Genomic DNA, 25683 nt, shown 5'->3' on the forward strand with positions numbered 1-25683 from the left:
TCGTCGACGGTTCAGCCACGGCCCGGGACGGCCCGTCCGAGCAGGAAGAGAAAGACCGGGACGCCGATCAGCGCGGTGAGCACGCCGACGGGTAGCTGTTGCGGAGCGACGACCGTCCTGGCCAGCGTGTCGGCGACGACCAGCAGGCTGCCACCGGCGAGCACCGACGCCGGAAGCAAGAGCCGCTGGTCGTTGCCCGTGGCCAGGCGAACCAGGTGAGGGACGATCAGCCCGACGAAGCCGATCGCCCCGGCGTGAGTCACCGCCGCGGCGGTGGCCAGCGAGGCAACGAGGTAGACACCGCGGCGCAGGACGCGCACCTCGACTCCGAGCGCCTGCGCGACATCGGCGCCTCGGGCGAGCAGATTGAGTTCGCGCGCGAAGGGCAGCGCGGCGAGCAACGCGGCGAGCAGCAGGAGCAGCGCGAGCCGCGGGTCGCCGGTCTGCGAGAGATCGCCCATCAGCCAGAAGAGCATGCCACGCAGGCGGTCTTCGGGAGCCAGCGAGAGCATCAGCGTGACGAGCGCCCCGCAACCGGCAGCGACGATCACCCCGGTGAGCAGCAACCGTGACTGCGTCCAGCCACCCTCGCCGTGGGCCAGCCCGAAGACGACGAGCATCGCCGCGAGCGCGCCGAAGAAGGCCAGCGCGTTGATTCCGGCGGCGCCGAGCCCGACGACGATCGCCAGCAGCGCGCCGACCCCCGCGCCACCCGAAATGCCGAGCACGTAGGGATCGGCGAGCGGGTTGCGCAGCAGGACCTGGAGCAACGCGCCCGCCAGAGCCAGCAGACCGCCGCAGGCAAAGCCCGCCAGCGCCCGCGGCAGGCGCAGGCTGCAGACGACCTCGCGGGTTGTATCGGCTCCCTGACCGAGCAGCGTGCCGAGAACCTCGATCGGTCCGATCGGCACGCTGCCGACCATCAGCGCCAGCGAGAGGCAGAGCTGCGCCAGCCCGGCGAGCGCGGCGAGGATCAGCAGCGCACGGCGACGGGTGGGCATCAGCGGAAGTTGTAGCTCGCGGTCATCAGGAAGCTGCGCCCGTCGGCCGGATAATAGTAGTAGTCTGACTGGAACGCCGAGTAGCCGGCGTAGGGTGAATACACCTTGTCGAAGGCGTTGAGCACGCGCGCGGTGACTGACCACGGCTTGAAGTTCCAGGAGGCCATGAAATCGGCCGTGGTGTAGCCGGGCAGCTTGTCCAGCGCGTTGGCGAAGTCGCCGCTGTAGTACTGCGATCCGACGTAGTTGACCACGGCCGTGTAGGTTCCGAACTGCGCGCCGTTCCAGGTCAGACGGGCCGCTGCCTTGTTGGTCGGGACGAGCGGGATCTGGTTTCCGGTATAGGGGCCGGAGCGGAAGGTCGAGTCCGCGTAGGTGTAGGTCAGGCGGAGGAAGATCGACGGGACGATGCGCCAGTCGCCTTCGAGTTCGACCCCCTGGCGGCGGGTCTTGTCCAGATTGACGTTGGAAAACACGGCGCCGTCATAGACGATCTCGTCCTCGAGGTCAATCCGGTAGACGGCCGCACGCCCGCTGACCGGCCCGATCATGAAGCTGCCGCCGATCTCGCCGAGCGTCCCGGTCTGCGGCTTGAGGTTGCCGGCGAAGGTTGGATTGCCGGTGAACGGATCGTAGCTGAACAGTTCGTCGGTGTTGGCGAAGCGGAAGGTCGTCCCACCCCGGGCGTAGGTCCGCCAGCCGTCGCCCGCGTAGCTGAGTCCGAGATCCCAGGCGTTGCGGGTGTAGTCGGCGCTCCCGTTCATGGCCGGCTGCAGACCGTAGAACCCGTTGTAGGCGTCCTGCGATGCCGACTGGTCGACGCGCTGGCTGCGAAAGCCGACGGTGCTGGCCAGTCCGGCAAGCCATTCCGTCACGTTCTGGATGTAGGCCCCGGTGCTGGTCTGCCTGGCTTCCTGCGTTGCCGCCGTGCTGTAGTTCGCGTCCACTTGTCCCGAGTAGTAGTCGAGGCCGGCGACGGTCTCGCTCTTCAGGCTGCCGAACCCGTGCTGCCAGCGTAGGCGCGGGGTCACCGACCAGGTGTCGCGGACGCGCTGGGCTTTGCTGCCGAAGGACACATAATCCGCGTGCTGGTCCTGGCGGTCGTAGGAGACCTCGGCCTCGAGGCGCAGCGTGTCGGTAATCGGCAGGGCGACCCCCGGGCGGAGCCGGTAGCCGTTGCTGTTCTGGGAATCGTTGGGGTAGCTGGAGGACTGGGGATTTGCCAGATAGGCGGGCCGCAGCAGCGCGCCGGGCTGGCCGGAGCGGTTGTCGTAGACCGCGTAATCGAGAAAGGCTTCGCCCTGTCCGACGTAGAGCGCGCCGCGCCCGCTGAGGGCGGCCAGTTCGGCCTGCGAGTTCTGCCGCCAGCCGCCGGTGTGCGAATAGCCGGCGAAAGCGTTGGCGTACCCCGCCTCGTTGCCGATCGCGCCGTTGGCGCTGACCGTCTGCGTGTCGGAGCTGCCGAGTCCAACGGTGATTCCGGCGCGCGGGGTGCCGGACTTGTCGGTGATGATGTTGACTACGCCGCCGGTCGCCTTGTCGCCGTACATGACCGTGCCGGCGCCACGCTGGATCTCGATGCGCTGCACGCTGTCGAGCGGGATCGCCGACCAGCTGACGCTGCCACTGTCGATCGGGTTCATGCGCTGGCCGTCGAGCAGGATCAGCGTGTTGCTGCCGGCGGCTTCGCCGAAGCCGCGGATGTCCACCGTGGCATCGATGCCCAGGCTGCCAGTGAGGGCGCGCACACCGACGCCGGCGCTGCCCTTGAGCATGCTCGGCAGGTCGTAGGCTGGGGTGTTGCGGATGTCGTCGCGCGTGATCACGCTGACGCTGGCCGGGACATTGGTATCGGACTCCTTGAACCGGCTGGCGGTGACGATGACGGCATCGGGTTCCTCGGCCCGGAGCGGATCGGCTTGTGCAGCGGTTGCGAAGGCGAGAACGAGCGCCGCGGCGAGCGGCGTGAGAGGCGGCTGCATGATCTTCTCCGTTGGCCGGCAGGCGTCCCCGGGTGCCGGCAGTGCGATCGAATGAAGCGCTCGGGAGAAGGGCGGTCGCGCAGCGCGGCGCCACACCCCCGTGGCACTTCAGCTTGGCGTCCCAGGCCGGTATCCGGGCTTGCAAGTCTTGATGCGCCGCCTTCCCAGACCTTGGTCCAGTGGCGTCATGGCGCATCCGCACTCGCTTACCGTTGCGGGGGCAGCAGCGGAATGGTCGTCGTCCGACGCACCGCTTTCCCGTTTAACTGCGGTTGGAGAACCCTTCCGCAGCACCTGACACGACGCGAATTGTACTCCGGGCGACGGCTGATTGCACCCGGCGGAAGTCCGCATGAGCACAGAGCGGCGAACGACGAAGACGGTCGAGAGTTCTTCCCGGACCGATCCAGCGCCCCCTCGTCGCTGGCTGAGAGCTGGCCCTCCGGCAACGAAGCGTCCGCGGACCTCCAACAGCAAGCCGGCCGGAGCGACCAGATCGAGTGATCAACTCCCGGAGGGCTTCGACCCTGCGCACCGGATGCGACGGGCACTACCCGTCGTGGCTCGAATCGGCACCAAGTGCTGCTCGCCATGCGCCTGACGCCTTGACCGGGAAGGGGGTTGAATCTATAGTCCGTCCCATGCTGAACGAACTCGATGCGCTGGAGCGAAAAGTTGCGCAGGTCGTCGCGTTGTGTCATCAACTGCGGTCCGAGAACCATGGCCTGCGTGAACAACTGACGACGGCCGTCGCCGACAGGGAAGTCCTCGCCCAACGCATGGCCGCGGCGTGTGCTCGCCTCGAGAGCCTCGCCCACCAACTGCCGGAAGCCAAAGGCTGAACGCTGCCCCGATCATGCCCAACGATAGCCAGTTTCTCGACATCACCCTGCTCGGCAAGGAGTACCGCGTTGCCTGCCCGCCGGACCAGCAGCCAGCGCTGATCCAGGCAGCGGCGTATGTCGACGGCAAGATGCGCGAAATCGCCGAGAAGACGCGGAGCACTCTCGCCGAACGGATTGCCGTGATGGCCGCGCTGAACATCGCCCACGAGCACCTGGGTCTCAATCAGGAAGCTGACCAGGCTCATCAGAAAATTGAATCGTCGATCGGGCTGGACATGGACGGCGTTAGGGGTAGAATTTGTTCAATGGAGGCAGCGATCGACGCGGTGGTGAACGCCGAATAGGTGGCAGCGGCAGCCTCCGACAGAGTTCCCTGCGGTGTTCGTCAAGGCCATAATTCCTTGAACCAACGCAAGTGGCATTGGTCGCGGACCATGGAAACCGCTGTTGTGTGCGCCCCTTTGTCGGGCGTACCTGATGTGGAAGGGAAGCGACCGTCCTGAACCCAGGTTCAGGATGCCGGCCTGACGACACTCGCGGGGACGTCAATCGGGGAAGCGCGGAACGGCAACGTTCCGCGTTCCTTTTTCCCCGTCCCGCTCGCCGCTTCTCCTCAGTGGCTCGTATCCTCTTTCTCCCCGGGCGCTCCTCTCAGGCGAAGCGTGCCGACAGTCCGCCGTCGACGAGCAGCTCGGTCGCCGTGATGTACTTCGCTTCGTCCGAGGCGAGGAACAGCGCTGCGTAAGCGGTATCCCAGGCGTCGCCCATGTGGCCCATCGGGCACTGCGCATCACGCGTACGGATCAGGTTGTCGATGTCCCCCTCCTCGCCATAGACGCGGGTCAGCGCGGCATGGACCAGCGGCGTATTCATCAGCCCGGGCAGAACGCAGTTCGCGCGGACGCCATCGCGGGCGTGGCGGATGGCCATGGTCCTGGTCATCGCCACCATCGCCCCCTTGCTCGCCGCGTAGAAGCCGTAGTTGACACCCGCCCAGCCGCGCACGGCCACCGACGCGTTATTGACGATCACCCCGGCGTGCTGGCGAATCATCACCGGCAGGGTGTGGTGGCAGGTGAGGTACGCGCTCTTGATGTTGACCGCCATCAGGTGATCCCAGGTCGCCTCGTCGAGCTCGGCCGGGCCACCGACCACGGCGATGCCGACGTTGTTGACCAGGATGTCGATTCGCCCGAAGGCGTCGAGCGTTTCGGTGACGAGCCTCTGCACGTCGGCCGGGCGGGTGACGTCGGCGATCACGGCGATCGCTCGCCCGCCTTCGTCGCTGATGATCTGCTGGGTCTCGGCGGCCGCAGCGGCATCGATGTCCACGCCGACGACCCGCGCCCCCTCCCTGGCGAAGAGGACCGACATCGCCTTGCCGTTGCCCCAGCCCGGACCGACCGAGCCACTACCAGTGACGATGGCCACCTTGTCCTGCAGGCGTCCGCCCATGGTCAACCCTCCCCTGAGTGCTGCAACCGCCGCCGCAACTCGGTCTTGAGCACCTTGCCGTAGTTGTTCTTCGGCAGCGCGGAGACGAAGAAATAGTCCCTCGGGCGCTTGTAGCGGGCGAGCGCCGCGAGACACAGACGATCGAGTTCCTCGTCCGAGACGGGGCTTCCCGGGCGACGGACGACGAAGGCGACGACCGCCTCGCCCCACTCGGCGCTCGGCCGGCCGACGACCGCCACTTCGGCGACCCCGGGGCAACGCAAGAGCACTTCCTCGACCTCGCGCGGATAGATGTTGGTCCCGCCGCTGATGATCACGTCCTTCGAGCGGTCCCTGAGCGTCAGGAATCCGTCGCCGTCGAAGCTCCCGACGTCGCCGGTGTGCAGCCAGCCACCGCGCAGCGCCTCGGCGCTTGCCTCGCCATTCCGCCAGTAGCCGTGCATCACCGTTTCACCGCGCACGAGCACTTCGCCGTTTTCTCCCGGGGGCAGCGGCTGGCCCTGGCCATCGGCGACGATGACCTCGACGACGCTGTGCGCGACACCCACCGAGGCGATGCGCTCCCCGTACCGGGGGTGCCGGCGATCGGCCAGGTGCGCGCGCGAAAGCGCGGTGATGGTCATCGGACTCTCGCCCTGACCGTAGATCTGCACGAAGCGGTCGCCGAGCACGGCGATCGCCCGCTCGATCCCGGCGAGATACATCGGCCCGCCGCCATAGACGATCGTCCGGATGCCCTGGCCATCACCGCCGCTCGCGGCAACGTGGTCGACGAGGCGATGAACCATCGTCGGCGCAGCAAACATCGTCACCCTGCCGTAGCGTCGCGACAGCTCGACGATCTCCGGCGGGTCGAAGCTTCCCGATTCGGGCACGACGTGGCGGGCGCCGACCAGAACGTTCGGGAAATTGTACATGCCGGCCCCGTGCGACATCGGCGCCGCATAGACGATGCTGTCCTGCGCCGTCGCCTGGTCCACGTCCGGAAAATACGCGAGGGTCATGGCCAGCAGGTTGCCGTGCGAAAGCATCACGCCTTTTGGCTGTCCGGTCGTCCCCGAGGTGTAGAAGAGCCAGGCGAGATCGTCACGCGCGCGCTCGACAACCGGCATCGGCGTGCCGCCGACGAGTTGCACGTACTCCGCGCCATCGACCGAGACGATGCGCAGCGCGGGTGTGCAATCGATCCAGATCTGCCAGTCGTCGCTGACTTCGCCGGCAACGACGAGCAGCGACGCGGCCGCGTCGGCCACGATCCGCGCCACCTCGCGCGGATGCAGCCGGCCGTTGATCGGCACGGCGACCAGCCCCGCGTGCCAGATGGCGTAGAGGATTTCGAGATACTCGGGACGGTTGGCCATGAACAGCGCAACCCGGTCGCCGGCGCGCAGGTGCATCGTCCCGCGCAAGCCACCGGCGATTCGCGCGGCGCGCTCCGCGAGCCCGGCGTAAGACGACCACTCGAGATCGCCAAAGGCGAGCGCCGGTCGCTCAGGGAAGATCCGGGCGGTACGCGCCAGCAGATGCGCCAGATTCATCGCCGGAAGGCTCCTGCGCGACGGATTCCGGGATCAGCGACCGATCGCCCGGCGAGCGGTCGTCAGCCTTCGCCAGCAAGCAGGAAGTCCTGGACGATGCGCACCTGCCATTCGTTGAGGAACATCGGCGCGTGTCCGACCCCCTGCACCTCGACGAGCTTGGCCTTTGGCCCGCGGGTGGTCATCTCGGCCGCCGTCTCATGCGCGAGGATGTCCGACTGCGCACCGCGCAGGACGAGCGTCGGGCAGCGGATCGCGTCGTACATCGGCCAGAGACTGATTTCCTTGGCTTCGAGGAAAGCCTTCTGGTACGGCACGGCGATCGCGCGGTCGTAGTTCATCTCGTAGCCTCCCTCCGGCTTGGGCCGCGTTCCGACGACGGTCATGTAGCGCCACTGCGCGTCGGTCAGATCGCCAAACGGCGCGCAGACGACGCGCACGTAGGCCTCGGCTTCGGCGAGATCGGCGAAATCCGGCGCCCGGCCCAGGTACTCGCCGATCCGCTGCAGCGCCTCGAGCGCGATCGCCGGGCCGACGTCGTTGAGCACCAGGCGAGTGATCGGCGACCCCGGCAGACTCGAGAGAAGCATGCCGATCAACCCGCCCATCGAAGTTCCCAGCCAGTGCACGGAGTCGACGCCGAGTCGGGCGATCAGGGTCATCACGTCGTTGGCGTAGACCGGCAAAGCATAGTCGTCGGGAATCGGCAGACGATCGCTCTGCCCGCGCCCGACGATGTCCGGACAGACGACCCGGTAGTCATCGGCCAGCGCATTGGCCAGCACATCGAAATCCCGCCCGTTCCGCGTCAGGCCATGCACGCAGAGCAGTACCCGCGGATTGGCCGGATCGCCCCACTCGGTGTACGCCATCCGGTGCAGGCCGTGCGGGCCGAGACAGCGTACCGAAGACTCACGCATCGCGCGCGGAGTCCCGGGAGGCTGCCCGGGCCGCGAGCTCACCAGCAGTTCGTCGAATTGCCTGAGTATCGTCATGATTGCACCCCGTCGTCGTCGAGTGTCGCCCGGTCACCGGGCTGATCTGCCTCCGTGCAGTATCCGCGGAGCCCATGGCGAAGTCAATCGCCCCTTGCCGCAGTGCAGCGCGGAACGAGGCTTTGCCCACCGCGACGCCTCGTCCATGACTCGAAGAAGATCTACTTATCTCTATAAATCAATATACAATGGACGTTTTGTGAAATTATTCTCAAGATCCACCAGGCGCACTCCGTTGATGAACCGGCAAGCCATGACGGCGCACAGTTCCGAGGGGGTCCTCACGATGCTCAAGCATGATTCAACATCGCCGGTGCACGCTTCCCGGCGAGCCTGCCGGCGACTGCACAGGCGCTCTCCACCGACCGGGACGAGCTCGTGCGTCCAGCCGCCGATGGCTTTCCCGGTCCCTGCCGCACGCCCTCGGCAGCCTCGTGCCGGGACCCCGGAAACAGGTGCCGAGCGCGCGCTGCTCGAACTGCTCGACGCCGAAGCACGCATCGCCGATCTCGAACGGGCACTCGGCGAAGCGCGCGCCGCGGCGCTGACCGACGCGCTGACCGGTGCGTACAACCGGCGCGGGCTGGCCGACGCCTACCAGCGCGAAGCAGCCCGCATGCAAAGGCATGGCCGGGCGATGGCTCTCGCGCTGATCGACCTCGACGACTTCAAGCGGATCAACGACACGCTCGGCCACGACGCGGGCGACCAGGCGCTGATCCATCTCGTCGGCGTGCTCCGCTCGACCCTGCGCCCTTCCGACCTGCTCTGCCGCTTCGGTGGCGAGGAGTTCGCCGTGCTCCTGCCCGAAACGTCGCTCGCCGAAGCGGCGGCGGCCATCACGCGCTCCCAGCAGCAGCTCGGTACCCATCCCTTGCCGGACGCCGGGCTGGTCCTGAGGTTCAGCGCCGGGGTGGTCAGCGCCCGACCCGGCGAGTCGCTCGAGCAGGCGATCGCACGCGCCGACTGCGCGACCTACGCGGCGAAGCGCGCCGGCAAAAACCGTGTGGTCCAGGGATGAGCGACGCCGCAGCGACCCGGCGATGCTCAGGAGCGTGGTAGACTGGCGGAGCCGAAGCCGCTGACCGGAAGAGTACGGGTGAGCGCAACACGGAGCGCAAAAGCCGCAACGCGGACTCGCGGCGCAGCAGATGCATCGACCGATTGACCATCCCCGGGCCTGTCGCCATGCGCTACATTTCGACTCGTGGTCTCACCGGCGGTACCGGCGGCGCGCCGCTGCCGACCTTCTGCGACATCCTGCTCGCCGGCCTCGCGCCCGACGGCGGTCTCTACGTCCCCGAGAGTTACCCCCGGGTCGAGCTCGCCGAACTCGACGGCTGGCGGAGTCTGTCTTACGCCGGACTCGCGCACGCGATCCTCTCGCGCTTCATCGACGACATCCCGGCCGGCGACCTTTACGAACTGGTCGCCAGGACCTATACCGCCGAGGTTTACTGCCATGGCCGGAACCCCCGCCAGGCAGCCGAAATCGCACCGCTGCGCTGGCTCGAACCACCGGCCGAGCAGCGTGGCGAAGGCGGACTGGCGCTCCTCGAACTGTCCAACGGCCCGACCCTCGCGTTCAAGGACATGGCCATGCAGCTGCTCGGAAACCTTTTCGAGTACGTGCTCGCCCGCCGAGGAGAGGAAATCAACATCCTCGGGGCGACCTCGGGCGATACCGGGTCGTCGGCGGAGTACGCGATGCGCGGGAAGCACGGCGTGCGCGTGTTCATGCTCTCGCCGCACGGCCGGATGAGCGCTTTCCAGCGTGCGCAGATGTTTTCGCTCGGCGACGAAAACATCCACAACCTCGCCGTGCGCGGGGTGTTCGACGACGCCCAGGACATCGTCAAGGCGGTGGCCAACGACCCTGCCTTCAAGACGCGATACCGGATCGGCGCGGTCAACTCGATCAACTGGGCGCGTGTCGCTGCTCAGGTCGTCTATTACTTCAAGGGCTACCTGGCGGCAACCGGCGGGGCGCACGGCAGCAGCGATCGCCAGGTCGCTTTTGCGGTTCCCTCGGGCAACTTCGGCAACATCTGTGCCGGACACATCGCGCGCATGATGGGCCTGCCGATCGGCCGCCTGGTTCTGGCGACCAACGAGAACGACGTGCTCGACGAATTCTTCCGCAGCGGCATCTACCGTCCGCGCGGTACGGCCGAGACCCGTCCGACTTCGAGCCCGTCGATGGACATCTCGAAGGCCTCCAATTTCGAGCGCTTCGTCTTCGACCTCGTCGGCCGTGACCCGGCGGTCGTTCGCCAGCTCTGGTCGGCAATCGACGCCGGACGCAGCTTCGACCTGTCGGCAACCCCATTCTACGGACGCCTGCCGGAGTTCGGCTTCGTCTCGGGCCGCAGCACACACGCTGACCGTCTCGAAACGATTCGCCGGACCTGCGAAACCTACGACCTGATCGTCGATCCGCACACCGCCGACGGCCTCAAGGTAGCCAGCGAGTGGCGGACTCCCGGCATGCCGATGATCGTTCTCGAGACGGCCCTGCCCGTCAAGTTCGAGGAAACGATCGTCGCCGCAATCGGGCGCAAGCCCGACCGCCCGACGGCCCTCGAACATCTCGAGGACCTGCCCCAGCGGGTCACCGTCGTCGATGCCGACGTCGAGGCCGTCAAGCGCTTCATCGTCAAGCACGCGGGCTGACCACGACGAGCCGGAACGACGTCCCGGCAACAGAAGGCAGCCGGCTCTCCCCCAGACCCGGCAAGTCCCTTACAATGCACGGCGGCAATGCTCAGCGGCTGTCGACGCGAGCATCGCTGCTCACGGCCGGCGTCGTCCTTCCACGCGGAGGAGACGCGCGTCGACCGGCATGCGGGGGTTGTCGGAGGAGAGGTGCCGGACGATCGGCGTGCGGCCTGCCAGGCCGACAACGCGCGCGCCGGCGACAAGGCGGTTTCGTAAACAAGAAAGGAGCAGAAATGTCTTACTCGGCGTTCGTCCAGGCGCGCGATTTCCTTCTCGCCCATCGTACCGACTACGAGACGGCGTACCGCGACTTCAAGTGGCCACAGCTGACCGACTTCAACTGGGCACTCGATTATTTCGACGTGATGGCTGCCGGCAACGATCGGCTGGCTCTCTGGGTGGTCAACGAAGACGGTTCCGAGCAGAAGATGTCCTTCGCCGAGATGGCCAAGCGCTCGAATCAGGTGGCCAACTGGCTGCGCGCGCAGGGTGTCCGGCGTGGCGACCGGATCCTGATGATGCTCGGCAACGAGGTGCCTCTCTGGGATACGATGCTCGCTTCGATCAAGCTCGGTGCGGTCCTCTCGCCGGCGACGACGCTACTCGCGCCGGACGATCTCCGCGACCGGATCGAGCGCGGCCAGATCCGTCACGTGATCATCGGCCACACGCAGGCGGACAAGTTCGCGGAGCTGGCCGGTGACTACACGCGGATAACCGTCGGTGGCGCCGTCGACGGCTGGCTGTCGCTCGAAAAGGCCTATCTCGAGTCGAGTGACTTTCTGCCCGACGGGCCGACCAGGGCGACCGACCCGCAACTGCTCTACTTCACCTCGGGGACGACCTCGAAGCCCAAGCTCGTCCTGCACAGCCAGCAGAGCTACCCGGTCGGGCACCTGTCGACGATGTACTGGATCGGCCTGCAGCCCGGCGACGTGCACTGGAACATCAGCTCGGCCGGCTGGGCCAAGCACGCGTGGAGCTGCTTCTTCGCCCCCTGGAACGCCGGTGCAACGGTGTTCATCTACAACTACTCGCGCTTCGCCGCCTCAGCGATCCTCGAAACGCTCGTCCGCTGCTCGGTGACCACGCTTTGCGCGCCGCCGACCGTCTGGCGGATGCTGATCCAGGAAGACCTGAAGAAGTATCCGGTCAAGGTCCGCGAGCTGATCGGCGCCGGAGAGCCGCTCAATCCCGAAGTCATCGACCAGGTCAAGGAAGCCTGGGGAATCACGCTGCGCGACGGCTTCGGACAGACCGAGACGACGGCACAGGTCGGCAACTCGCCGGGACAGGTGGTCAAGCTCGGCTCGATGGGCAGACCGATGCCCGGTTATCAGGTGCGCCTCGTCGACATCGACGGCAACGTTTCGGACGAAGGCGAGATCTGCCTCAGCCTGTCGCCGCGACCGCTCGGACTGATGATCGCCTACGACGACGACCCCGACAAGACTAGCGAAGTGATGCGCGACGGCTTCTATCACACCGGTGACACGGCCGCGGTCGACGCCGACGGCTACATCACCTACGTCGGCCGGGCCGATGAAGTGTTCAAGGCCTCCGACTACCGGATCAGCCCGTTCGAGCTCGAAAGCGTGCTCATCGAGCACGACGCGGTCGCCGAGGCGGCGGTCGTGCCGAGTCCGGACCCGCTTCGTCTCGCCGTTCCGAAAGCCTTCCTGACGCTGCGCGCCGGTTACGAGCCGAGTCGCGAACTGGCCCGTGACATCTTCGTCTTCCTGCGCAGCCGGCTTTCACCCTACAAGCGCGTCCGGCGGATCGAGTTCGGCGAGTTGCCGAAGACGATCTCCGGGAAGATCCGCCGCGTCGAACTGCGCAAGGGCGAGCAGGAGCGGGCCTCCGCCCCGCGTGGAGCACTCGAGTTCCACGAAGACGACTTCAAGTTCTGAGCCTTTGCCGTACCGACCGACAACCGCCCCTGGGGAGCGCGGCGTCCCCGGGGCCGGTCGACTCCGCAGGCGATGAGTCTCCATCTTCTGAAGCCGCGCTTCCAGGGCGTGCTGCGCCCGGTCGTTCGCCAGATCCATGCCTCGGGCGTTCGCGCCAACCAGGTCACCGTGTTCACCTGTGCAGCGTCGATCGCCGTCGGTGGCTGGCTGGTCGTTGCGGCACGGTCCGGGCAGTTCGACAGCTTTCTGCTGCTGCCGGTCTGGTTCGCCTTGCGCATGGCGCTGAATGCGATCGACGGGCTGCTCGCGCGCGAGTTCGCCCAGGAGTCGGTGCTCGGCGCGTATCTCAACGAGCTGTCCGACCCGCTGTCCGACGCCACACTCTACCTGCCCTTCGTCTTTCTGCCCGGCGGAGCCGGTGCTGCCGTGCTCGCGGTGATCTTCCTGTCGGTCGTCTCCGAGATGGCCGGACTGCTCGGCCAGCTTTCCAGCGGCCAGCGACGTAACGACGGCCCGATGGGCAAGAGCGACCGGGCACTGGTCTTCGGCGCGCTCGGGCTGCTCGTCGGCACGGGAATCAGCCCCGGCCCGTGGCTCACCTGGGTCGTCGCCGGGGTCGCGTTGTTGCTCGGCCTGACCATCGTCAACCGCGTCCGCCGCGGGGTCGCCGCCAGCGATCGCTTACTCGACCTCGGCGGACAGCGCCAGGAAGATCGACGTGCGCCGCGCTGAGCAGTCGGAGTTCACCACTCACGACGGCAGCCGGCTGTTCTACCGCTACTGGCCGCCGCTTCGCGAGACCGACGTCACCCGCGCGATCCTGCTCTTCCATCGCGGGCACGAGCATTCCGGCCGGCTTCAGCACGTCGTCGACGAACTCCGCCTCGACGACTTCGCGTTCTTCGCCTGGGATGCCCGAGGCCATGGGCGATCGCCCGGCGAGCGCGGCGACAGCCCCAGCTTTTCGGTGCTCATCCGGGACATCGAGCGCTTCGTCCGGCACGTCGGCGAAAGCTACGGCGTCACCCCCGAAAACATGGTGGTCATCGGGCAGAGCGTCGGCGCCGTGCTGGTCGCGACCTGGGTCCACGACTACGCTCCTCGCCTGCGCGGCGTCGTACTCACCGCGCCGGCATTCAGCGTCAGACTCTACGTGCCGCTCGCCCGACCGGGCCTCGGCTTGTTGCAGCGCGTCTTCGGCAACCTGTTCATCAACTCGTACGTCAAGGCGAAATTCCTGACCCGCGATACCGCGCGGATCGCCTCGTACGACAGTGATCCGCTGATCACCCGGGCGATCTCGGTACGTGTGCTGCTCCGCCTGCTCGATGCCGGCGAGCGGATCGTCGCCGACGCCCAGGCGATCCGCGTGCCGCTGCTGCTGCTGATCTCCGGCAAGGACTGGGTCGTCCACCGCACCCCGCAGGAGGTGTTCTTCGAGCGACTCGGCTCCCCGCTCAAGGAACGCCACCTGCTGCCGGACTTTCTCCACGACACACTCGGCGAGCGTGACCGGGAGATCGCCCTGGCGCACATTCGCGGCTTCGTCGGCCGGCTTTTCGCCGCGCCGCAGGCGGCGGATTCACTGCTCGACGCCGACCGCCGCGGGCACACGCACGACGAGGAAGTCGCCCTCGGCCGGCCACTACCCCCGCTATCGGCAGCCAACCTGAAATACACCGCGACCCGTCTCGCAATGCGCACGCTCGGCAGGCTTTCCGGCGGCATCCGTACCGGACTCGAAACCGGCTTCGACTCGGGAAGCAGCCTCGACTACGTCTACCGCAACCAGGCAGAGGGGCGACTGCTGATCGGCCGGCTGATCGATCGCCTGTACCTCGATTCGATCGGCTGGCGCGGTATCCGCGAGCGCCGCAGGCACCTCGCCGCGGCGCTGCTGCATGCAGCACGGGCACTCCGGGCAGCCGGCCAGCGGCTACGCATCGCCGACATCGCCGCCGGGCATGGGCGCTACCTGCTCGAAGCGGTCGCCGAACTTCCCGAACGACCCGAGTCGATCGTCCTGCGCGATCTTTGCGAAGTCAACGGCGAACGCTGTCGCTCGCTGATCGGGCAACTCGGGCTCGACGAGATCGCCCGCTTCGAGTGCGGCGACGCCTTCGACGAGGCACAGCTCGCCGCTCTCGCCCCACGGCCGAACCTGATCGTCGTCTCGGGCCTTTACGAGCTGTTCAGCGAAAACGACCGGGTAAGCGGTTCGCTGCGCGGCGTTGCCCGTGCCATCGACCGCGGCGGCTACCTGATCTGCACCAATCAGCCATGGCACCCGCAGCTCGAACTGATCGCCCGCACGCTGACCAGCCACCGTGACCACCAGCCGTGGATCATGCGCCGACGGACTCAGGCGGAACTCGACGATCTTCTGCGCACGGCCGGCTTCGCGAAGGTCGAGCAATGGATCGACGATTGGGGGATATTCACCGTCTCGCTGGCCCGCCGCCTCTGAGCCGGCCCCCGCTGGTCGACGCCCAGGCTGGACCGGACGAACCCCGCCCGTGGCGGCGCTCGCTCGCCTGGCTGGTCTTCCTCGGTCCGTTCTTCTTCGTGAGCTACGGTTTCGCGACCTGGGTCAGCAGCCAGCGCGCCGAGGTCGGCTTCATCGTCTTCGACTGGGAGCACCACATTCCGCTGCTTCCCTGGACGATCCTTCCCTACTGGCTGATCGACGCGCTCTACGGCGTCTCGCTGTTTCTCTGCGCGAGCCGGCGCGACCTCGATACGCATGCCTGGCGCCTGCTGCTGGCCCAGCTGATCGCCGTCGCCTGCTTCCTGGTCTTTCCGCTTCGCTTCAGCTTCGCCAGGGACGAAGTCGGCCTCACCTGGCGCTGGCTGTTCGACCTCCTGGCGAGCTTCGACAAACCCTTCAACCAGGCGCCTTCGCTGCACATCGCGCTGCTCGTCATCCTCCTGCAGGTCTATCTGCGCGCCGTTCCGCGCGCCTGGCACCTGCTCGTCCACGGTGTGGCGCTGCTCATCGGCGTGTCGGTGCTGACGACCTGGCAACATCACTTCATCGACGTCCCGACCGGAGTCTGGCTCGGCTGCCTGGTCGTCTGGCTGTTGCCCGACGGCCATCTCCCGCTGTTCCGGCGGGCCAGGATCCGCCGGGATCCGCGCCGGCTGCGTCTCTCGCTGGCCTACGCAGGAGCGGCCTTGCTGATCGCTTGCCTGGCCGCCGGGCTCGCCGGCGGCTGGCTCTGGCTGCTCTGGCCCGCGGCTTCGCTGGCCCTCGTCGCGTTGATCTACGCCTTCCTCGACGGCGCCTCGTTCGGCAAGCGCGCCGACGGCTCGTTGCCGGGCGCGCTCGGCGTGCTCTTCGGCCCCTACCTGCTCGGGGCCTGGCTCAACTCTCGCTGGTGGACGCGCCGGCACCCGGCGCCCGACTCGCCGGCCCCCGGATTGCTGATCGGCCGCATACCAGGCCACGGCGAAGTCGGGCGAGACCGGAGCGGGGCGATCGTCGACCTCTGCGCCGAGCTCCCCTGCCCGACATCGGGCGTTCCCTACTCGCTCGTTCCGCTGCTCGACCTCGTCGAGCCTGAGGTGGGCGAGATCGAACGCGCGGTCAGAGCGATCGACGCCGCGAACCCTGCCGGACCGGTGCTCGTCTGCTGCGCGCTGGGTCTCGCGCGCAGCGCGCTGGTCGCGGCCGCCTGGCTGATCCACGCCGGAATCGCTTGCCGGCCCGAAGCGGCGGTCGCCCACGTGCGCGCGGCGCGCCCGCGAGTCGTCCTCGGCGCGCGGGAAGTGAAACTGCTGCACCAGTGGTGGCAGCACCGGGCGGATGATCGCTGAACTGCCGCCGTTGGCTCTGAGCGGATCCCCGGGGCAGGTCGTCGTCGCGATCCTCGCCCTGCTCGTCTTCGCCTCGCTGACCGCTCGGTTGCTGCGCTTCACGCTGGCCCGCCGGCAGCCGCACGCGGTGATCGACAACCTGGTCAGCCGCATCAATGCCTGGTGGGTCATCGCACTCGTCGTCGGGTTGGCGCTCGCCGCCGGGAGAGACGGCGTGACGCTGCTCTTTGCCGCGGCATCGCTGCGCGCCCTCGGCGAGTTCTTCCCGCCCCCGCCGGTCGATTCGGGCCTGCGCAAGCTGCGCATCGGGGGCTTCCTGATCGTCGTCACGCTGCAGTACGGCTTCGTCTGGAACGGCAGCCTGGTCGCCTACGGCGTGTTCATTCCGCTGCTCGCGGCGTTCGCTCTGCCGCTGGCCAAGCTCTGCGCCAGCGATGCACGGCTCTGGCCGACCGGGATGCGCGACCTGCGCCTCGGCCTGCTGTTCTGCGTCTGGGGAATCTCGCACGTCCCGGCGCTCTTCGCGCTTCCCGGTCAGCCAGCCGACGGCCACGCCTGGCTGGTGGTCTTCCTGCTGCTCGTCGTTCAGTTGAGCGACGTGCTCCAGTATGTCTGGGGCAAGCTCGCCGGACGGCATGCGATTGCGCCACGGATTTCGCCGGGCAAGACCGTCGAAGGAACGATCGGTGGTCTGCTGAGCGCCAGCGCAGTGGGCGCGGCGATCTCTGGGGTGACGCGTTTCACTCCCGGCGAGGCGGCCATCGTCGCGCTGCTCCTGGCGATTCTCGGCTTCCTCGGCGGACTGACCCTCTCGGCGATCAAGCGCCAGCGCGGAGTCAAGGACTGGGGAAGTCTGATTCCGGGCCACGGTGGAATGCTCGATCGGCTCGACTCACTCTGCCTCTCGGCACCGGCCTTCCATTACCTGCTGTGTTCCTCTCTGCTCGCCTGAGCGCGGCCGATCACCCGCGCTTGCGCCCGAGCCGCCCGACCAGCCAGCCGACGACCACGCCGCCGAGGCCGGCGCCGATCGCCGCGTACCAGAGCGCGGCCCTGGCCTCCTTGAGCAGCGAGTTGGTGAACACGTTCGACGAGAGGTGCAGCGCGACGACCTTCCATTCGCCGTCGATCTTCGCGCTCGTCGAAGTCCAGTTGGAGTTCAGGCTGAACGGCCCACGGGCAACCGGGAAGAATTCGTCGACCATCGTCCCGTCGGCGACGGCGACCTCGCCGCCGCCGAAGAAGCGTGCCGGGGCGCCGACCTTGGCCTTCGTCAGATAGCGGTCGAGGATCCGCTGTTCGCCCCTGACCATCCGGTGGTAGTAGGCACGGATCTCGTCGTGCCCGCGCGAGACTTCGCCGTTTAGCCAGGTGACCGTTGCCGCGCGATCCATCTGGGCGATCATCCGCTCGACGTCCTGCGCGTTGATGCTCGCTTCCATCTCGCGGAACAGAGCGAGCAGCGCCTGGCGATCGGCGCCATGTGGATCCGTGTCGGCAGCCCTGACCACGCTCGCCGAGCTGACCAACAGAACCAGCAGAGACAGGAGGTTCAGGAGTGGACGCATGTGAGTTCCTTTCATCGGCGCGATGGCCAAAAGCATCGATTTCCGGGCAAGCGAAATCCTCGCAGACTTCCTCGCAGGCTGTTCATGATCAGCCACCGCCCGTCCAGGTGACCGCGCGACGTCTCCGCTGGGGACCGCCGAGGCCGTCGGGTGCGACCCGCGACGGATCAGCGAGCCGCCGCCTGACCGTCTCGAAGAGGCAGATCGCCGCCGCAGCGGCGACATTCAGTGATTCGCTGCCACCGGGCATCGGGATGCGCACTCGTGCCGGCGTGGCGTCGAGAAGCGCTGCCCGAACGCCCTGCCCCTCATGGCCGAAGACCCAGGCCAAAGGCCCATCGATCTGGGCATCGAAAACGCTCGTCAAGGCATCGGGTGCGGTGACCAGCGCCCGCCCGCGATAGCCGCCGAGAAAGGCCGCGAGATCGCAGGCCTCGTGGATCGCCAGCCGGAAGTGCGCACCCATCGCCGCGCGCAGCGTCTTCGGCGACCACGCCTGCGCACAGTCGGCGGAGAGCAGGACCTGCGCGAAACCCGCCGCTGCCGCACTGCGCAGGATCGACCCGACGTTGCCGGGATCCTGCAGTCCGTCGAGCAGGACCGCGTCCGACTCGGGATCGGCGGCACGTCTGGCTACCGGCTGCACGACGACCGCGACGATCCCGCTGGGCGCCTCGACGCTGGTCAGCTTGGCGAGCAGCGCGTCAGGAACGACGGTCAGTGTCGTCCTGCGGCCCCAGGTGGCGATCCACGAGGCGATTTCTGCGCTGTGGCTGCCGCTCTCACTGACCACCACCTCCTCGGGAGGCCCCCGGCTCTGCACGTACGATTCGACGAGATGCAGGCCGTCGAGCAGAATGCGGCCGCTTCTGCGACGCTCGCGGGCGCTGGCGAAGAGCCGCAGCAGGGAGCGGTAGTGCTCGTTCGCCGCCGAACCGACCCGCCTCATCGATGCACCAGCCGAGCCACTGGCGAGAAGCTGCGCCGGTGCTGCGGGCTCGGGCCGAACTCGCGCAGCGCGGCCAGATGACCGGCGGTGGGGTAGCCCATGTGCCTCGCGAAGCCATACTCGGGATGCCGCGTGTCCAGCTCGCGCATCGTCGCGTCGCGGGCGGTCTTGGCGAGGATCGACGCCGCGGCGATCGCCACGAACCGGGCGTCCCCGCCGACCACCGCCACGACCGGACAGGCGACATCGGGGCAGCGATTGCCGTCGACGAGCACACGTTCCGGAAGCCGCCCGAAACGGGCAGCCAGTTCCAGCACCGCCCGACTCATTGCCAGCAGGCTCGCCTGGAGGATGTTCAGCCGGTCGATCTCCTCGACGCTCGCCTCGCCGAGTCCCCAGGCCAGCGAGCGGCGGCGAATTTCCCCGGCAAGGAACTCGCGGCGGTTGGCCGAAAGCTTCTTCGAATCATCGATCCCGGCGATCGGCCGGGCCGGATCGAGGATCACCGCGGCGGCGACGACCGGACCGGCGAGCGGGCCACGGCCGGCTTCATCGACGCCGCAGATCAGGCCCTCAGGTTGCTCCATCGCCAGGCAACCCCGCCGGCAGGCATCCGAGGACGGCGAGCGCCGCGCTGTCGGCGGCATTTCGGCGCAACTGCAGGTGCATCTCCCGGAAGATCTCCCGGAGGCCGGAGCATACGCTCCGGTCGGCGTGCAGATTGAGCAGCGCCTGGGCCAGGTTCTCGGGTGTCGCGTCATCCTGGATGAACTCCGGGACGACGAACCGGCCGGCGAGGACGTTCGGCAGGCCGACGTACGGCAGATAGCCGCCGATCAGGCGCATCAGGCGGTAGGAGAGCGGCGACATCCTATACACGATGACCATCGGCCGCTTGAGCAACGCCGCTTCGAGCGTCGCCGTACCGCTCGCCACGAGCACCAGATCGGCCGCCATCATCGCCTCGTGCGCGCGACCCGAAAACAGCTCGAACGGCAGGTCTCCGGCGGCGCAGCGACGCAGCGCCGCCTCGAAGCGCCCGCGAGTTTCCGCGGTCGCCAGTGGAACGACGAAGCGCACGCGAGACATTCGCAGGCTGATCAGTCGCGCCGTTTCGATGAAGGTCTCGGCCATGTACTGCAGTTCCGACTGACGGCTGCCGGGCAGCAGCGCGATCACCGTCTGCTCGGCAGCGATTCCCAGCTGCGCTCGCGCAGCGTCGCGCCCATCCTCGAACGGCAACATGTCGGCGAGCGGGTGGCCGACGTAGCTGACCGGAATCCCCTGCTTCTGGTAAATCGCCGGCTCGAACGGAAAGAGCGCGAGGATCCGCGAGACCGCCGCGCCGATCTTGTGGATCCGCCCACCCCGCCACGCCCAGATCGACGGGCTGACGTAGTGGACGGTGCGGATCCCCCGCTCCTTCAACGCTCTTTCGAGTCCGAAATTGAAGTCGGGAGCGTCTACGCCGATGAATACGTCGGGCGGGTCGGCGAGCAGGCGGCGCCTGAGTTCGCGGCGAATCGCCAGGATCTCGCGAAAATGCCGGAGCACCTCGAAATAGCCGCGAACGGCGAGCTTCTCGAGCGGATGCCAGGCGTCGAAGCCCAGGCGAAGCATCCGCGGGCCGCCGATGCCGTAGAACACCGCGCCCGGCAGTCGGCGTTGCAGTGCCGCGATCAGCTGGCTGGCGAGAAGATCGCCCGACGCTTCGCCGGCGACCATCGCGATGCGCACCGGGGCGCGGGTCATCGAATGATGCCGCGCTTCGATACCGCGAGAAAATCGAGCAGCGGCTGGATCTCCGGATGGGCGACGACTTCTTCCTGCAGTCTGGCACGCGCCTCGTCGAGCATCAACCCCGACTTGTAGATCGTCCGATAGGCGCGCTTGAGGGTGAGCAGCGCCTCGGGTGAGAAGCCGCGCCGTTTGAGTCCCTCGGCGTTGATCCCGTAGGGGCTCGCCGTGTTCCCGGCGGCCATGACGTAAGGCGGAACGTCCTGGACGACGACCGCCCCGGCCGCAGTCATCGCGTGCGCGCCGACGCGGCAGAACTGATGAACACCGGAGAAGCCACCGAGGACGACCCAGTCGCCGATATGCACGTGCCCGGCCAGCTGGGCATTGTTGGCGAACACGGTGCGGTTGCCGACCTGGCAGTCGTGGGCGATGTGCACGTAGGCCATGATCCAGTTGTCGTCGCCCATGCGCGTCACGCCCGCGTCGAGCGCCGTACCGAGGTTGAAGGTACAGAACTCGCGGATCGTGTTGCGGTCGCCGATTTCGAGACAGGTCGGCTCGCCGCCGTGCTTCTTGTCCTGCGGCGGCTCGCCGAGCGAACAGAACTGGTAGATGCGGTTGTCGGAACCGATTCGCGTCCGCCCCGAGATGACCACGTGTGGGCCGATCACCGTGTTGTCGCCGACCTCGACATGCTCACCGACGATCGAGTATGCGCCCACCGTGACGTTGGCACCGAACTGCGCGCCAGGGTGGATGATCGCCGTCGAATGGATCATTGCTGACCCCGCGGACTCTCGCGAACCAGGTTGCTCTTCGCGCACATCAGTTCGGCCTCGGCGACGACCTCGCCGTCGACCGTCGCGACGGCGTCGAATTTCCAGATGTTCCGGAACTGCCGCTGGATGCTCACCGCGAGGTGCAGCTGGTCGCCAGCGGTCACGGTCTTCTTGAAACGTGCCTTGTCGATGCCCACGAAATAGAACAGCGAGCTCAGGTCCGGCTTCTCGCCAAGCGTGCGGAACGAGAGGATTCCCGCTGCCTGAGCCAGCGCCTCGAGGATCAGCACGCCGGGCATCACCGGATAATGCGGGAAGTGCCCGACGAAGAACGGCTCGTTGATGGTCACGTTCTTGTACGCGCGGATCGACTTGCCGGGCTCGCATTCGAGCACGCGATCGACCAGCAGGAACGGGTAGCGATGCGGCAACTGCTCGATGATCTCGTGTATGTCCATGCTGCTCACGATGTTTTCCCCATCCGTTCGAGTTTCTTCTCCACTTCGGACAGACGCTCGGCAATCTGCGCCAGGCGCCTGATCTGGGCCGCGTTGTGCAGCCACTCCTGATGCGTGGCCAGAGGAAAGAAGCCCGTATACTGCCCTGGCTGGCGCAGGCTCCTGGCAACCAGCGTGCCGGCCGAGACGTGGACGTCGTCGACGATCTCGAGATGCCCGCTGATCATCCCGGCCCCGCCGACCGTGCACCGGCGGCCGATCTTCGCGCTGCCGGCGATGCCCACGCAGCCGGCCATCGCCGTGTGCTCGCCGATGCTCACGTTGTGGGCGACCTGAATCTGGTTGTCGAGCTTGACCCCGTCGCCGATCTGCGTATCGTCGAGCGCACCGCGATCGATCGACGTGTTGGCGCCGATCTCGACGTCGTCTCCGAGCACGACTCGCCCGATCTGCGGGATTTTCACCCAGCGCTCACCGTCCCGGGCAAAGCCGAAGCCGTCAGCGCCGATCACCGCGCCGGCGTGGACGATCGCTCGCCGGCCGATCACGCAGTCGTGACCGACGACGACATTCGGGTAGAGCAGCGAATCCTCGCCAATCGAAGCCCCATCGCCGATCACGCAGCCCGGAAAGAGGGTGACGTTCTCGCCGATGGTCACGTCTTGGCCGACGACGACGTTCTCGCCGACGCTGGCCGTCGCCGGCACTGGCGAATTGACGACCGCCGACGGATGGACTCCCGCCGGTCTGCGGCGCGGGGGATTGAGCAGCGCGGCGACTCGGGCGTAACAGGCATACGAGTTCGGGTGGACGATCCTCGGCAGGTCGGTGTCGTCGGCGAACTGGGGCGGGACGATCACCGCGCCGGCGCGCGTCCCGTGAAGTTGTTCGCGGTATTTCGGGTTGGCCAGGAAGGCGATCTGACCTGGGCCGGCCGAGAGCAGACTGCCGACCTGGAAGACGACGGTCGCCACATCGCCACGCGCGACGCCCCCGAGGCGAGCGACGATCTCGTCGAGCCGCAGACCGGCGGACACGGTCTTCGCACCCTTCAGGCGACGGCCAGGCTCACTTGCCGCCCGGCTGATCGGACAAAGCCTTGATCACCTTGTCGGTGATGTCGAGCCGCGGACTCACCCAGACGACGTCCTGAACGATCAGATCGTACTTCTCGCTGTCGGCCAGTTGCTTGATCGCCTTGTTGGCCTTCTCGATGATCGCCGCGTTCTCCTCGTTCTGACGCAGGTTCAGATCTTCGCGGAACTCACGCTGCTTGCGCTGGAACTCGCGCGACAGTTCGCCGAGATCCTTTTCCTTGGCCCGCCGCTCGGCTTCGGACATGGTCAGCGCCCCCTTCTCGAGCGACTCCTGAAGCCCCTGCACCTGCTTGGCCAAGCGCTGCAGATCCTTGTCACGCTGTGAGAACTCCTGCTCGATCTTCTTCGCTGCCTTGACCGCAGCGGGAGCGTCACGGAAAAGGCGCTGGGTATTGACATAACCAATCTTCAGCTGATCGGCCGACGCGTACGACGCCGGCAGCGACGCGATCAGGGCCAGGAGCAGCCCGGCAACCGTCTTCTTCAAACCATTTCTCCTCGATTAAAACGTCGTTCCCATCTGGAACTGGAACTTCTGGAGTTTAGCAGTACTGACCTCGTTGATCGGCTGGCCGAAGCTGAATTTCAGCGGACCCAGCGGCGAGACCCATACCGCGGCGATGCCCGCGGACATCGCCATTCCGTGGTCGGCGAAGGTGTAGCCGGCGATGGTCACCTTCTTGCCGTTCCGGTCGGTGTAGCTGTAGTCCTTGGTGAACACGTTGCCGGCGTCGAAGAACGGACCGACGCGCACCGACTTGTCGAAGCCGGGAATGGCCATCAGCAGTTCGGCATTGAACACTGCCTTGCTGGTGCCGCCGAGGTAGGTGTCCGGATACAGCGGATCGACCGGGCCGAGACTGGCCGTCTGGTAGCCACGGACCGAACCGATTCCGCCTGCGTAGAAGTTCTTGTAGAACGGAACGCTCTGTCCCTGCAGACCGTCAGCGTAACCCAGCTCGCCCATCAGCATCAGAACCATGTCCTTGGTGATCGAGAAGTACTGCTCGTTGCGGTAGGTCAGTTTGTAGTAGGTCAGATCGGCCCCGGGGATGGCCAGCTCGACCCCGGCGCGCTGGGTCCCGCCGCTGGTCGGAAAGACCGAACTGTTGCGCGTGTCGCTGACCCACGCGATCGTCGCCGGAACGGTGACGTTCGAATTGCCGTGCTGGTTGACAAAGTTGATGTACTGGATCGGCGTCGCCGCGGTGATCGGCGTGATGTCGATCGTCGTCTGGTCGACCGCCAGTCCGAAATTCAGTGTCTGCTTCTCGGCGATCGGATAACCGAAGCGAATCCCGCCCCCGTACGACTCGGTCTGGAAAGCGTAACCGAGCGAAGTCGGATTCAGTTTCCGCGCATAAGCGTCAAAGCCCTGGCTGATTCCGTCGACGGTGAAGTAGGGATTGGTGTAATTGATCCCCAGAGTGCGGTTGAGTTTGCCGGTATTCACCTGCAGCGCGAGAAACTTGCCACTGCCGAAAATGTTCGACTGCGAGATCGACCCGGAAAGGATCACCTTTTCGGCGCTCGAGTAACCGGCACCGATCGAAATGCTGCCGGTCGATTTTTCGGTGACATTGACATTGACGTCGATCAGGTCGATCGTCCCGGGCACCGGCGGGGTCTCGACCGTCACTTCGCCGAAATAACCCGTCCGGTCGATCCGCTCGCGTGACGCGGTGACCTTCTCCGCGTCGTACCAACCGCCCTCCATCTGGCGCATTTCCTGACGGATGACCTCGTCGCGCGTCTTGGTGTTGCCGGTGACGTTGATCCGGCGAACGTAGGTCCGTTTGCCGGGATCGACGAGGATCGTAAACGCGACCAGACGCTTCTCCTTGTCGAGCTCCGGCGAGGCGTTGACGTTGGCGAAGGCATAGCCCTGAGCACCGAGCTTGTCGGTGATCGCCTTGGTGCTTTCGTTGAGCTTTTCGCGGGAGAAGACGTCGCCGGGCTTTATCTTGACGGCTTTCCTGAACTCCTCCTCGGGCAGGGTCAGGTCTCCGGCCAGCTTGACCGAGGAAACGACGTAGCGCTCACCCTCGTTGATGCTGATCGTGATGTAGATTTCCTTCTTGTCCGGGGTGATCGAGACCTGAGTCGACTCGATGCTGAACTCGAGATAACCACGGTCGAGGTAATAGGAACGCAGCGTTTCGAGGTCGGCCGAGAGCTTCTGCTTCGAGTACTGGTCGCTCTTGGTGTACCAACTGATCCAGTTCGGCGTCCTCTGCTGGAGGATGGCCAGCAGATCCTTCTCGCGGAACGCCTGCGCGCCGACGATGTTGATCTGCTGGATTTTCGCGACGTCGCCTTCGTCGATGTTGAAGTTGATCGCCACGCGATTGCGCTCGAGCGGCGTGATCGTCGTGGTGATCGTCGCCGCGTAAAGACCCCGCGCCAGATACTGGCGCTTCAGTTCCTGCTCGGCCCGCTCGAGCGTCGCCCGGTCGAAGGTCCGCGAAACGGCCACCCCGACCTCCTTGAGGCCCTTGATCAGCTGATCCTTGTCGAACTCCTTGAGCCCGACGAAGTCGATCTGGGCAATCGCCGGTCGTTCCTGCAGGACGACGATCACCACGTCGCCCTCCGTTTCAATGCGCACGTCCTTGAAGAAGCCGGTGGCGAAGAGTGCCTTGATCGCCTGGGCCGCCTTCTCGTCGTTCATCGTTTCGCCGACCTTGATCGGCAGATAGCTGAAGACGGTTCCCGCCTCGACCCGCTGCACTCCCTCGAGCCGGATGTCCCTGACCGTGAAGGGCTCGACCGCCGCTGCGCCGCAAGCGAAAAGAGTGGCCACCAGCCCCGCGAGCAGGTTCTTCTTCATAG

At 66.6% G+C, this 25683-nt stretch carries 23 protein-coding genes and 1 riboswitch; of the genes, 9 read left to right on the forward strand and 14 right to left on the reverse strand.

From position 1 onward, the window contains the following. Window positions 1-11: 11 nt before the first annotated feature. Complete coding sequence (locus NFW05_RS03430) at window positions 12-1001, reverse strand: iron ABC transporter permease (protein WP_295302824.1); 990 nt, start codon at window positions 999-1001, stop codon at window positions 12-14. Then, window positions 1001-2983 carry a TonB-dependent receptor gene (locus tag NFW05_RS03435; protein ID WP_295302826.1) on the reverse strand — a complete coding sequence of 661 codons (1983 nt, stop codon included), beginning with the start codon at window positions 2981-2983 and terminating at the stop codon, window positions 1001-1003. The genes NFW05_RS03430 and NFW05_RS03435 overlap by 1 nt, the downstream gene beginning before the upstream one ends. 106 nt (window positions 2984-3089) lie before the next feature. After that, window positions 3090-3296: riboswitch (cobalamin riboswitch) on the reverse strand. A gap of 328 nt (window positions 3297-3624) precedes the next feature. Between NFW05_RS03435 and NFW05_RS03440 the strand changes: the two genes are divergently transcribed. Then, the gene (locus NFW05_RS03440) at window positions 3625-3825 is read left to right on the forward strand and encodes a hypothetical protein (protein ID WP_295302827.1); all 201 of its coding nucleotides are present in this window, start codon (window positions 3625-3627) and stop codon (window positions 3823-3825) included. A 14-nt stretch (window positions 3826-3839) separates the two neighbouring features. Next, window positions 3840-4172: a cell division protein ZapA gene (locus tag NFW05_RS03445; RefSeq protein ID WP_295302829.1), complete on the forward strand. Its 333-nt coding sequence runs from the start codon at window positions 3840-3842 to the stop codon at window positions 4170-4172. A 307-nt stretch (window positions 4173-4479) separates the two neighbouring features. On the opposite strand, the gene NFW05_RS03450 is transcribed toward NFW05_RS03445, so the two are convergent. The 3 genes from NFW05_RS03450 to NFW05_RS03460 form a co-directional block, all read right to left on the reverse strand. Then, entirely contained in the window at window positions 4480-5283 is an 804-nt protein-coding gene (locus NFW05_RS03450; RefSeq protein WP_295302830.1) for an SDR family NAD(P)-dependent oxidoreductase, read from the reverse strand. Window positions 5284-5285: 2 nt separating this feature from the next. Next, window positions 5286-6821 carry an AMP-binding protein gene (locus tag NFW05_RS03455; RefSeq protein WP_295302832.1) on the reverse strand — a complete coding sequence of 512 codons (1536 nt, stop codon included), beginning with the start codon at window positions 6819-6821 and terminating at the stop codon, window positions 5286-5288. A 62-nt stretch (window positions 6822-6883) separates the two neighbouring features. Further along, window positions 6884-7741: an alpha/beta hydrolase gene (locus NFW05_RS03460; RefSeq protein WP_295302878.1), complete on the reverse strand. Its 858-nt coding sequence runs from the start codon at window positions 7739-7741 to the stop codon at window positions 6884-6886. 469 nt (window positions 7742-8210) lie between these two features. On the opposite strand from NFW05_RS03460, the gene NFW05_RS03465 reads away from it, so the two are divergent. The 7 genes from NFW05_RS03465 (at window position 8211) to NFW05_RS03495 (ending at window position 17212) form a co-directional block, all read left to right on the forward strand. Further along, window positions 8211-8837, forward strand: coding sequence for a GGDEF domain-containing protein (locus NFW05_RS03465; protein ID WP_295302833.1), 627 nt, complete (start codon window positions 8211-8213; stop codon window positions 8835-8837). Window positions 8838-9004: 167 nt separating this feature from the next. Further along, entirely contained in the window at window positions 9005-10489 is a 1485-nt protein-coding gene (gene thrC / locus NFW05_RS03470; protein WP_295302835.1) for a threonine synthase, read from the forward strand. 278 nt (window positions 10490-10767) lie between these two features. Then, window positions 10768-12444, forward strand: a complete 1677-nt coding sequence (locus NFW05_RS03475; protein WP_295302836.1) for an AMP-binding protein — start codon at window positions 10768-10770, stop codon at window positions 12442-12444. A gap of 72 nt (window positions 12445-12516) precedes the next feature. Then, complete coding sequence (locus NFW05_RS03480; protein ID WP_295302837.1) at window positions 12517-13176, forward strand: CDP-alcohol phosphatidyltransferase family protein; 660 nt, start codon at window positions 12517-12519, stop codon at window positions 13174-13176. Next, window positions 13163-14911: a bifunctional alpha/beta hydrolase/class I SAM-dependent methyltransferase gene (locus NFW05_RS03485; RefSeq protein WP_295302838.1), complete on the forward strand. Its 1749-nt coding sequence runs from the start codon at window positions 13163-13165 to the stop codon at window positions 14909-14911. Before NFW05_RS03480 ends, NFW05_RS03485 begins: the two co-directional genes overlap by 14 nt. Beyond that, the gene (locus NFW05_RS03490; RefSeq protein WP_295302839.1) at window positions 14872-16260 is read left to right on the forward strand and encodes a phosphatase PAP2/dual specificity phosphatase family protein; all 1389 of its coding nucleotides are present in this window, start codon (window positions 14872-14874) and stop codon (window positions 16258-16260) included. The genes NFW05_RS03485 and NFW05_RS03490 overlap by 40 nt, the downstream gene beginning before the upstream one ends. Continuing rightward, complete coding sequence (locus NFW05_RS03495) at window positions 16250-17212, forward strand: phosphatidate cytidylyltransferase (protein WP_295302840.1); 963 nt, start codon at window positions 16250-16252, stop codon at window positions 17210-17212. The genes NFW05_RS03490 and NFW05_RS03495 overlap by 11 nt, the downstream gene beginning before the upstream one ends. Window positions 17213-17222: 10 nt before the next feature. Here NFW05_RS03495 and NFW05_RS03500 read toward each other — a convergent pair whose 3' ends face one another. From NFW05_RS03500 to bamA, 9 genes are all read right to left on the reverse strand, one after another. Then, window positions 17223-17828, reverse strand: coding sequence for a hypothetical protein (locus NFW05_RS03500; protein WP_295302841.1), 606 nt, complete (start codon window positions 17826-17828; stop codon window positions 17223-17225). 88 nt (window positions 17829-17916) lie between these two features. Beyond that, on the reverse strand, window positions 17917-18777 hold the full coding sequence (locus NFW05_RS03505) for an RNA methyltransferase (protein WP_295302842.1): 861 nt from the start codon (window positions 18775-18777) through the stop codon (window positions 17917-17919). Continuing rightward, window positions 18774-19364 (reverse strand): ribonuclease HII, encoded by a 591-nt coding sequence (gene rnhB / locus NFW05_RS03510; RefSeq protein ID WP_295302843.1) that lies wholly within the window; start codon window positions 19362-19364, stop codon window positions 18774-18776. The genes NFW05_RS03505 and rnhB overlap by 4 nt, the downstream gene beginning before the upstream one ends. Beyond that, a complete protein-coding gene (gene lpxB / locus NFW05_RS03515) occupies window positions 19351-20529 on the reverse strand; it encodes a lipid-A-disaccharide synthase (protein ID WP_295302844.1) in 1179 nt (392 codons plus the stop codon). Before lpxB ends, rnhB begins: the two co-directional genes overlap by 14 nt. Beyond that, window positions 20526-21296: an acyl-ACP--UDP-N-acetylglucosamine O-acyltransferase gene (lpxA, locus tag NFW05_RS03520; RefSeq protein WP_295302845.1), complete on the reverse strand. Its 771-nt coding sequence runs from the start codon at window positions 21294-21296 to the stop codon at window positions 20526-20528. The genes lpxB and lpxA overlap by 4 nt, the downstream gene beginning before the upstream one ends. After that, complete coding sequence (gene fabZ / locus NFW05_RS03525) at window positions 21293-21754, reverse strand: 3-hydroxyacyl-ACP dehydratase FabZ (RefSeq protein WP_295302879.1); 462 nt, start codon at window positions 21752-21754, stop codon at window positions 21293-21295. The genes lpxA and fabZ overlap by 4 nt, the downstream gene beginning before the upstream one ends. Window positions 21755-21759: 5 nt before the next feature. Continuing rightward, on the reverse strand, window positions 21760-22791 hold the full coding sequence (gene lpxD, locus NFW05_RS03530) for a UDP-3-O-(3-hydroxymyristoyl)glucosamine N-acyltransferase (RefSeq protein ID WP_295302846.1): 1032 nt from the start codon (window positions 22789-22791) through the stop codon (window positions 21760-21762). A gap of 31 nt (window positions 22792-22822) precedes the next feature. Continuing rightward, window positions 22823-23338 (reverse strand): OmpH family outer membrane protein, encoded by a 516-nt coding sequence (locus NFW05_RS03535; RefSeq protein WP_295302847.1) that lies wholly within the window; start codon window positions 23336-23338, stop codon window positions 22823-22825. A 15-nt stretch (window positions 23339-23353) separates the two neighbouring features. Continuing rightward, window positions 23354-25681, reverse strand: coding sequence for an outer membrane protein assembly factor BamA (gene bamA / locus NFW05_RS03540; RefSeq protein WP_295302848.1), 2328 nt, complete (start codon window positions 25679-25681; stop codon window positions 23354-23356). Window positions 25682-25683 lie beyond the last annotated feature (2 nt).

The organism is Accumulibacter sp., assembly GCF_023806625.1.
Taxonomy (GTDB): domain Bacteria; phylum Pseudomonadota; class Gammaproteobacteria; order Burkholderiales; family Rhodocyclaceae; genus Accumulibacter.